A 9,771-nucleotide genomic window follows, 5' to 3' on the forward strand; every position below is an offset into this window, starting at 1 on the left:
ATTCGGCGTCGATCCGCTATGGGCCCTTGAACGGGTTCAGCACACGGGCACCGGTTCCGGCGAAATCATCCACGTTGCGCGTCACCACGGTCAGATCGTGAATCAAGGCCGTGGCGGCGATCACCTTATCCAGCGAGTGTTCCGGGCGAGGTACACGCAGGTAGCCCCACATCTGCCCGATCTCCTTGTCCACCACGAGAATGTTCGCGGCAAACTCCCGGAGCACGCCATCGAGCCAGTTCGCGAGACGCGTTGCCTGGGATTCGTCGCCACGGTGACGGATGATTTCCACACCTCGCCGCAGTTCGCCCACCGTCACCACCGACAGGTACAGGCCGGCATCGTCGCGGGCCGCCTGGCGAAAGAAGGCCATCACACCCTTGTCCGCACGATCCCGTTTCCGGACTTCGCTGACCACATTGGTGTCAATCAAATACATTCGCCGCCTCGCCATCGTCCACGCGCGCAAAATCGGCATCGCTACCGACGTTCGGCATGCCCATCAGCACTTGCGCGAATGTCTTGCGTTGCGGCTCGCGCAGCGCCCTTGCCAGGATTGCACGATGCTCGGCTTCCGCGCTGTGCCCGTGAGCGGCAGCCCGCTCGCGCAAGATTTGAACAAGCATTTCGTCCACGTTTCTCACCAGAAGATTCGCCATGAGTCGCTCCATGATCGCGATGCTATCAATGCTATCACTCATCGCTGAATACGCGAACACGGAGATCCAATCCCGACAACGTGCCGCATCGTCTACTGCCAAATCGGCTGCTCGTCGTCGTGACCTGGCCACATCATGCTCTCGAACATCCGGTTTCAAGCGTTCGCTAGCCATCCGGCAGAGTGTTGGATTGACGTCACGGGGCTACGGCATGCCTATCGAGCGAGTTGCCGCTCGGCATCATTCGCGTCGTCGTGACGCATAATCGCGGCGCGCCTTCCATCCCTGACACCGCTCCCGGGCAGCGAGCAGCGCCTACGACCCGCTCGCCACCCAAGGCACCTCGCCCAGCCCCGGCATCACGCCACCGCGCCCGCCCGCTGGCGCCGGCACACCCTGCTGCTGGCTCTCCTGCAGCAGCCACTGCCTGAGCATGGTCACGTCGGCGCGCTGGCTGGTCTCGGGGTTCTCGACCAGCACATAGCGCCCCGCATCCACCGTGTACTCGGGGAACAGTTCGACCAGCCGCCCCTGGGCCAGCAGCCGGTCCACCAGCGGGCGGCGGCCGAGCGCCACGCCGTGCCCGTCGAGCGCGGCCTGGATCACCTGGTCGTACTGTGTGAAATGCAGAGTGCGCATCTGGCGCAGCGGCGGCACGCCGAGCATCGACAGGAAGGACTTCCAGGCCAGCCACGGCCATTCGTCACCGGCGTCGTCCACATGCAGCAGCACGTGGCGCTCCAGGTCGCGCGGCGCGCGCAGCGTCGCCGCCAGGGCAGGGCTGGCGACCGCCACCACGTGTTCGTGGAACAGCGGCCGCGCCTGCGCCAGGCTCATCCGCGCGGGCACGAAACGAACCACCAGGTCCAGTCGCTTGCGCGACAGATCCTCGCTCTCGCGCGCCGTCGAGACATGCACGTCGATCTCGGGATGCCGCGTGGTGAACGAACCGAGGCGCGGGATCAGCCACAGCGCCGCGAAGGGCACGGTGGTCGACAACGAGATCGAGCGCCGCACGCCGCCCGAGGAAAAACTCCAGATCGCCGCCTCGATCTCGGCGAGCGCGCCGGAAATCGCCGCGTAGAACACGTGCCCGTGCTCGGTCAGGCTCAGCGCGCGGATATGGCGATGGAACAGCTCGACGCTGAGCTGCTCCTCGAGCGCCTTAACCTGCCGGCTGACCGCCGACTGCGTGATGTCGAGCTCCTGCCCGGCCCGCGTGAAACTGAGATGACGCGCGGCACTTTCGAATCCCCTCAGGAAGTCGAGCGAATTGAGGATTTTCAGCCGCTTTTCATTCTTCATCGATATCCCTGTTGAATATAATCCCCTCCACGCTGGTTCAAATCATTTCCGCGTCGCCTCGCCAATCCCGATATCCACCGGAAAATCGGCGCCGATTCTTCGCGAATACAAATTCGCATGATCGCGCCGGCGAGTCAAACGAAGAAATCATACGAATCTCCAACATCGCGATTTCAATCACAAAAAGAATTCGTCAGTTATTGACCACTTCGAGGAAAAAATCGCCGATTTCCAGAAAATAATTCCACCGACGTGCCCGAAACCCATGACATGAGAATGTTTCCCACGCCAGTCCTGGAATCTGGCGAGCCAGCCGGCCTGACATGAATGCGCGAGACGCATGCATCGACCGATTAAATATCGTTTGCCAACCGGTCCCGTGCCATGCCTCGGCATGCTGCCCGCCACGCCTTGCGAAGCGCGCAATCCGATCCAGGATGAATGCGCGTCGATCATGCATCGACTGATTAAATATCGTTTGTCGAGGCGGCCGGTATTAACAAAAATTGCATCGCCGAACCAAGCCGAAAACCGAGTCCCGATTGATTCGGCCTGCCGGGTTCCGCCCTCGATCAGCGTGTCACGTCATGGGAGATTCGAAATTGCGCAGATTTGATTCGATGATCGATGCGATTCTCGCGGCCGCCGAGCACCCGGATACGCATCGTCCGGCGCTCCTGGCCGTCATCGAGGACGACGGCCAGGAGCGCAGCCTAGACTACGAGGTGTTCGCGCACCGCGCGCTGGCCGCCTGCGCGGCCCTGCACGAGATGGGCGTGCGCCAGCGCGACCTGGTGATCCTGGCGCTGCCGACCTCGGTCGACCATCTGCTGGCGCTAGCCGGCTGCGTGCTGCTGGGCGCGATGCCCTGCACCGTGCCGCTGCCGGGGCGCCTGGCCACCGATTCCTCGAAGAACCAGCTCTATCTCGCCTGCCGAACCTTCTCGCCGCGCCTGGTGATCGCTCCCGACCTGCTCGCGCAGGGCTTCCGCGACGATCTCGCGAACGCGCGCACCCACGTGATCGCGATGTCGGAGCTGCGGCTGGCCGCCCAGGCTGGCGGCACGCCCGTGATCGGCCGGCGCGGCCCGCACGAGGCGCATCACGTGCAGCTCACCTCGGGTTCGACCGGCCGCCCCAAGGCCGCCGTGCTGACCCATCGCAACGTGCTCGACAACAGTTACGGCATCGGCGGCTCGGTCGGCTACGACACCGCGCGCGGCGATGCCAGCGGTAGCTGGCTGCCGCTGTTCCACGATCTCGGCCTGCTCACCCTGCTGTCGAACATCGCCTACCAGTCGCCGATCCTGCTGATGCAGCCCTCCAGCTTCATCCGCAACCCGCTCGGCTGGCTCAAGCGGATCGCCGCCTTCGGCGCGACCACCACCGCCTCGCCGACCTTCGGCCTGCAATACTGCGTGCGGCGCTTCCGCGAGGCCTCGATGCGCGAGGTCGACCTGAGCCGCCTGCGCAACATCTTCATCGGCGCGGAACGCGTCGACGAGGCCTGCCTGCACGATTTCGCGGACCGGTTCGGCCCCTACGGGCTGTCGCGCTCGGCGCTGCAGCCCTGCTACGGCATGGCCGAGTCGACGCTGGCCACCACCATGCACGACGCCACGCGCAACTACGATCCGCGCTCGCTTGCCTACGTGGTGCCGGACCGCATCGATTCGGAAGCCGTGATCAAGCAGGGCTACGCGCTGCCGGCGCGCGCCGACAGCCATCTCACCGAGAGCATCCTGTCGATGGGCCGCCCGATCCCCGGCATGGAGCTGCGGGTGATCGCGCCGGCCGGCACGCAGGCGCACGAGCGCGAGGTGGGCGAGATCCACATCCGCGGCACCTCGATCATGTCCGACTACCTGCCGGCCGAAGGCCAGACCGAGCGGCACGACCGCGACAGCTGGTTCGCCACCGGCGACCTCGGCTACCTGCTCGACGGCGAGCTCTACGTGCTCGGTCGCAAGAAGGAAATCATCATCATCCGCGGCAACAACTACTTCCCGCACGAGATCGAAGACGTGGTGGCCGCGCATCCGGGCCTGAGCGAGGCGGCGATCGTCGCCGCCGGCGTGTTCGACGAGGTGCAGGGCACCGAGAACATCGTGCTGTTCATCGAATCCGAGACGGTCGACCTGATGGGCGAGTTGCACCGCGCGCTGCAGGCCGCGCTGCGCGAGGCCTTCGGCTTCGGTGCGCAGGCCATCGTGTTCGTCAGGAACGGCAGCCTGCCGCGCACCAGCAGCGGCAAGCTGCAGCGCCTCAAGTGCCGCGATCTCTACGTGCAGGGCCGGCTCGCGGTGGTGGCCGAGCCCGAGGCCGCGCGCCTCGAGGAGCCGGCCGCGCTCTGAAGCCGCGCCCGCGCGGGCGCGCCCCGAATCCCGAACCGCGATCCACGCGGCCGACGGCGCCCCGCGCCGCCGCGCCGCGCGCATCTCAACCGGCAGCAACCGCAGTCCATCCCAGGAGAACCCCATGAGCGCCAACCAGGCAACCAACACGCTGGACATTCTCGCCAAGGAAGTGGCGAAGATCATCAACGCCGACCAGGTCGACACCCACGTTGGCATCGGCACGCTCGGCATCGACTCGCTGAACATCGTCGAGCTGATCGTGTTCTGCGAGCAGCTCTACGGCTCGGTCGACCCGGAGCAGATCAACCTCACGCAGGACACCACGCTCGCGGAACTCGACAGCCGCCTGATCGCCCAGCAGGTGGCGTGACGCGCCGCGCGGGCGCCGCGCACGCGCATGCGCCCCGCCGCCGTCCCCGACCTGCGGCCGCCCGCCGGTCGCGACCAATCCTTTTCCCGGAGTACTTATGTCTTTGATGGTGGGTAGGCCGGCCGGCGAGATGCCGGTCAAATGGAATTTCGCCGTCGATGCGTACATGGCCGAGAGCTACGACTTCAGCGATGAAGATCTCAACGCGCTGTACCAGAAGGCCAAGGCCAACCAGTGGGACGTCAACACCGACATCGACTGGTCGTACCAGCTCGATGCCGCCAATCCGCTCGGCATGCCCGACGCGACGCTGCTGATCTACGGCTCCGACGTCTGGAACAAGCTCGACGAGAAGGGCCGCACCGAGGTCCGCCACCACTGGCAGGGCTGGATGCTCTCGCAGGTGCTGCACGGCGAACAGGCGGCGATGATCTGCGCGGCCAAGCTCGCCACCGCCGAGGAAAGCCTCGACGCGCGGCTGTGCGCGGCCGGCCAGATCATCGACGAGGCGCGCCATATCGAGGCCTATGGCCGGCTGGTCAACGAGAAGCTGCCGATCAGCTATCCGATGAGCCGCTCGCTCAAGAGCCTGCTCGAGGACACCATCACCAGCCGGCATCTCGACCTCACCAATCTCGGCATGCAGGTGCTGGTGGAAGGCATCGCGCTGTCGCTGTTCCAGAGCATCGTGGCCTACACCCAGGACCCGTTCATCAAGGACCTGGTAACCCGCATCCAGCGCGACGAGGCGCGTCATTTCGCGATCGGCCGCATCACCCTGCGCCGCGCCTACCAGGACATGAGCGGCGCCGAGCGCCGCGAGCGCGAGGAATTCGTGGCCGAGGGCGCCCACACGCTGCACGAGCATCTGTGCGCGGACGACATCTGGGAACCGATGGGCATGTCGAAGAAGGATTGCAGCCACCTGGTGCGCCACTCCGACGTGGCCAGCTCGATGCGTCGCTCGATCTTCCGCCGCCTGGTGCCGGCGGTACGCGAGATGGGCCTGCTCACGCCACGCGTGCAGGACGCCTTCGAGAAGCTCGACGTGCTCGACTACGCGGCCATGCCGGTCGCCACGCAATAGCCCCGGCAACGCGCCGGCACGGGGCCGGCGCCTCGCCCGGCGAATCTGCCGTCACGATTAGGAATCCAAAGGAGCTCGACGTGTCATCGACCACCATGCCCCTGGCCGCCACGGCGGGCGACGCCTTCGCCGCCGAGCTGCGCGACACGCTGGGCCCCGGCGCGCTGCTGCACGGCGAGGCGGCCGGCCCGCACCTGGTCGACGTGCTGGGCCACACCGGCCGCGCCGCGGCGGTGGTGCTGCCGCGCGATACCGCCGAGGTCGCCGCGGTGCTCGGCGCCGCGAGCCGCCACGGCGTGCGCCTGGTGCCGCAGGGCAATCGCACCGGGCTGGTGGGCGGCGCCCTGCCCGACGGCTCGGGCCGCCAGGTGGCGCTGTCGCTCTCGCGCATGCGCCGGCTGCGCGAACTGGACCCGCTCAATCGCAGCGCCACGGTCGAGGCCGGCATGGCGCTGTCCGAGCTGAATCGCACCGCCGCCGCTCACCGATTGCAGTTGCCGGTCGATCTCGGCAGCGACCCGAGCATCGGCGGGCTGATCGGCGCCAACGCCGGCGGCAGCCGCCTGCTCAAGTACGGCGACACGCGCCGCAACGTGCTGGGCCTGGAGGTGGTGGTGCCCGACGCGCACGGCGGCCCGGGCCGCGTGCTCGACCTGCTGCGCCCGCTGCGCAAGCACAACGCCGGGGTCGATCTCAAGCAGCTGTTCATCGGCACCGGCGGCGCCTTCGGCGTGATCACCGCGGCCAGCGTGGCACTGCAGCGCGCCGAGCAATCCACCGATACCACGTTCATCGCCCTGCCGGACTACGCGGCCGCCAGCCGGGTGCTCGATGCCTTCGAGCAGGACTTCGGCGACCTGCTGTGCGCCTTCGAGGTGATGTCGAGCGCCTCGCTGGAGGCCGTGACCGAAGCCTTCCCCGCGCTGCGCCACCCGCTGCCGGCGCCGTTCGCGCAATGCTACGCGCTGGTCGAGGTGGCCAGCGCGATGCCCGGGCTCGACAGCCTGCTGGCCGAACGCCGCGACGCGCTGCTGGCACGGCTCCATGCCGACGGCCTGGTGCTGGACGCCGCGCCCGGCCATACCGAGGCGTTCTGGCGCCTGCGCGACGCGCTGCCCGAAGCGATCGCCCGGCAAGGCGCGGTGTTGTCCTTCGACGTTTCGTTCCCGCGCTCGCGCCTGGCCGCCTTCCGCGAACACGTGGTGGACTGGCTGCGGCGCGCCCACCCGCTGCTGCGCGTCTACGACTTCGGCCATTTCGGCGACGGCGGCTGCCACCTGGTGGTGTCGATCCCGAGCGCGCACGCGGCGGCCTACGGCATCGCCAGGACCGTGCAGCTGCGCGGCGCGCTCTACGAACTGGCGGCTCGCCACGACGGTTGTTTCAGCGCCGAGCACGGCGTCGGCCCGCTCAACGCGGCCTTCTATCGCAAGCACGTGGACGCCGCCGCGCAGGCGCTGGCGGCCAGGCTGCAGACGGCGACCGACCCGCTCGCGGTGCTCGGCCGCTTCCGCTACGGCTGAACGACTCCCTACCGGTTTGGCGCCTCCCGCGACGCGATCCCGGCCCTGAAACCCCGACGAAGCGACACCCACACCATGTCAGTCGAAGCCCCTACGCAAACCACCATCAACTACCGCAAGCGCTACGCCGACGAGGCGCGGCGCCTGAGCCAGGTGAGCGCCGCCGCCTCGGCCTGGGTGATCGCCCGTCAATGGCTGGTGATCGCCGCCGCCTTCGCGCTGCCGATCGTGGTGGTCCACGCGCTGAGCGGCCAGCTCGGGCTGTGGCACGCGCTCCGCACGCTGCCGGCCTGGGCGGTGGCGCTGGTGCTGCTGTCGCTGGCCCTGTCCTTCTTCGTGCTGGCCTGCAAGCAGCACGCGCTGGGCATCGTGATGCACGATGCCACCCACTTCCGGCTGTTCGGCAACCGCCGCGTCAACGAGCTGGCCAGCAACTGGCTGTGCGCGTTCCCCAACGGCATGGTGACCTCCAGCTACCGGCGCGGCCACCTGCCCCATCACCTGTTCACCAACAAGCCGAACGACCCCTACTGGGTGCGCCTGACGGTGGACCGCAACTACGTGTTCCCGATGCCGCGCGGCGCCTTCTACCGGATCCTGCTGGGCGACCTGTTCGGCCTGCACCTGCGCGCCTGGTGGCCGATCATCCGCTACTGGACCGGCTGGGCCTTCGTGTTCGACAACCGCGAGAAGCTGCTCACCCAGTCGGAGCGGGTCCAGTTCATCGCCTTCTGGCTGCTGGCGGCCGGCGCGGTCGCGGCCAGCGGCCTGTGGGGCTACTTCCTGCTGCTGTGGATGCTGCCGATGTTCACGCTGGCGCTGGCGCTCACGCGCATCCGCATCGTCGCCGAGCACCCGCTCGACCAGCACGAGACCGAGCTGCTGCGCACCCGCCACGTGGACGGCACCTGGCTGGAGCGCTTCGCGCTGTCGCCGCTGAACATCAACTACCACGTCGCGCATCACCTGTTCCCCTCGGTGCCGCTCTACAACCTGCCGAAGATGCACGCGATCCTGCTGGCCGACCCGGCGTTCCGCGACGAGGCCGAGCTGTGGCCCACCTACCTGGGGCCGCGCGACGGCGCGGTCGGCAGCCAGCTGACCTGAGCCCGGCCTCACGACTCGAACAGGGCTCCCTCCCGATGGACATGCTCACCCGCGCCGACACCCCGGCGCCGCCGCTTGCCGCCGACCGGCAATTCCGCTGGCAGATGCTCGGCGGCTTCATGTCGATGTGCGGCCGGCAACTGACGCTGAGCGCGCTGCCCTGGCTGGTGCTGGCGCTCACCAGCAACAGCGTGGCGCTGGGCCTGGCGATCGCGGCGCTGGAGCTGCCGCGCGCGGCCTTCACCCTGGTGGGTGGCGCGCTGGTGGACCGCCATTCGCCGAAATGGATCCTGCAGCGCTCCACGCTGGCCTCGGCGACGCTGCTGGCCGGCCTGGGCGTACTCGCGGTAGGCGGCGCGATCCGCATCGAGGGCCTCTACCTGCTGGCCTTCGCGATGGGCACGGTGGGCGCCTTCTCCGGCCCGGCCGCAGCCTCGCTGGTACCGCAGACGGTGCCGCGCGAGCGCCTGCAGACCGCCCTGGCGATCTTCATGAGCCTGGCACAGGCCGCCACCTTCCTGGGCCCGCTGATGACCGGCGCCCTGCTGGTGCTGCCGCGCCTGGACCTGTCCGCGCTCGGCATCCGCCACGGCAACGGCGCCGGCACCGGCGGGCTGGGCCTGGCCTTCCTGTTCAACGCCTTCACCTACCTGCTGGCGGCGCTGACCCTGACGCGCGTGGTGCGCTTCATCGGCGCGCCGGCTGCCGTGCCCGGCGCGAGCGCGGCCACCGGCGCGGCGCCCACGCGGCGCGGCATGTTCGCCGCGATCGCCGAGGGCGCGGCCTGGATCGGCGCCGAGCGCGCGCTGCGCTCGCTGTACGGCTACTGGGCGCTGTCGATCTTCCTGCGCGCCGGCGCGCTGCAGATCGGCATCCCGCTCTTGGTGACCACCCAGTTGCACCGCGACGCGGCCACCGGCGCCAGCCTGATGTCCCTGCTCGGCGCCGGCAGCATCGCCGGCATGCTGCTGTCGACCCGGCTCTCGCGCCTGTCGCGGCTGTCGGCCGGCCGGCTGCTGTTCCATGTCGACCTGCTGGTGGGGGCGATCCTGGCCGGTTTCGCGGCGGTCGGCTCGCCGGCCGCGGCCGGCGCCCTGCTGCTGCTGCTCGGCTTCGCCGCCGGGGTGGTCGAGGTGCGGCTGCTGGCCTGGATCCAGGCCCGCATCCCCGGCGAGATGCGCGGGCGCGTGATGAGCTTCCAGATGTTGCTGCTGACCAGCGCCGCGCCGCTCTCCTCGATCCTGGCCGGCCTGTTCATCCACTACGTTTCCACCGCGAGCCTGTTCGTCGGCGCGGGCGCCGGCCTGGTGCTGGTCGCGCTGGCCGCGATCGCGAGCCCCATGCTGCGCTCGATGGACTGAGC

At 68.5% G+C, this 9,771-nt stretch carries 9 protein-coding genes; 6 read left to right on the forward strand and 3 right to left on the reverse strand.

Going from position 1 to position 9,771, the window contains the following annotated elements; all coding sequences use genetic code 11:
• Positions 1-16: 16 nt before the first annotated feature.
• The 3 genes from BM43_RS08955 to BM43_RS08965 all read right to left on the reverse strand — a co-directional run bounded on the left by BM43_RS08955 (position 17) and on the right by BM43_RS08965 (position 1,964).
• Positions 17-439, reverse strand: a complete 423-nt coding sequence (locus BM43_RS08955; protein WP_036055816.1) for a type II toxin-antitoxin system VapC family toxin — start codon at positions 437-439, stop codon at positions 17-19.
• Entirely contained in the window at positions 426-659 is a 234-nt protein-coding gene (locus BM43_RS08960) for a FitA-like ribbon-helix-helix domain-containing protein (RefSeq protein WP_036033948.1), read from the reverse strand. The genes BM43_RS08955 and BM43_RS08960 overlap by 14 nt, the downstream gene beginning before the upstream one ends.
• A 315-nt stretch (positions 660-974) precedes the next feature.
• The gene (locus BM43_RS08965; protein ID WP_036055815.1) at positions 975-1,964 is read right to left on the reverse strand and encodes a LysR substrate-binding domain-containing protein; all 990 of its coding nucleotides are present in this window, start codon (positions 1,962-1,964) and stop codon (positions 975-977) included.
• A 620-nt stretch (positions 1,965-2,584) separates the two neighbouring features.
• Between BM43_RS08965 and BM43_RS08970 the strand changes: the two genes are divergently transcribed.
• From BM43_RS08970 to BM43_RS08995, 6 genes are all read left to right on the forward strand, one after another.
• Positions 2,585-4,318, forward strand: a complete 1,734-nt coding sequence (locus BM43_RS08970) for an AMP-binding protein (protein WP_230676417.1) — start codon at positions 2,585-2,587, stop codon at positions 4,316-4,318.
• A 124-nt stretch (positions 4,319-4,442) separates the two neighbouring features.
• Positions 4,443-4,691: an acyl carrier protein gene (locus BM43_RS08975; protein WP_013690725.1), complete on the forward strand. Its 249-nt coding sequence runs from the start codon at positions 4,443-4,445 to the stop codon at positions 4,689-4,691.
• Between the two features lie 97 nt (positions 4,692-4,788).
• Entirely contained in the window at positions 4,789-5,778 is a 990-nt protein-coding gene (locus BM43_RS08980) for a ferritin-like domain-containing protein (RefSeq protein WP_013690726.1), read from the forward strand.
• Positions 5,779-5,858: 80 nt separating this feature from the next.
• On the forward strand, positions 5,859-7,301 hold the full coding sequence (locus BM43_RS08985) for an FAD-binding oxidoreductase (RefSeq protein WP_080742285.1): 1,443 nt from the start codon (positions 5,859-5,861) through the stop codon (positions 7,299-7,301).
• Positions 7,302-7,406: 105 nt separating this feature from the next.
• Positions 7,407-8,408: a fatty acid desaturase family protein gene (locus BM43_RS08990; RefSeq protein ID WP_172535101.1), complete on the forward strand. Its 1,002-nt coding sequence runs from the start codon at positions 7,407-7,409 to the stop codon at positions 8,406-8,408.
• Between the two features lie 35 nt (positions 8,409-8,443).
• The gene (locus BM43_RS08995; RefSeq protein ID WP_036055810.1) at positions 8,444-9,769 is read left to right on the forward strand and encodes an MFS transporter; all 1,326 of its coding nucleotides are present in this window, start codon (positions 8,444-8,446) and stop codon (positions 9,767-9,769) included.
• The last annotated feature ends 2 nt before the right edge of the window (positions 9,770-9,771 follow it).

Origin of the sequence: Burkholderia gladioli (assembly GCF_000959725.1) — a bacterium.
Classification (GTDB): Bacteria; Pseudomonadota; Gammaproteobacteria; order Burkholderiales; family Burkholderiaceae; genus Burkholderia; species Burkholderia gladioli.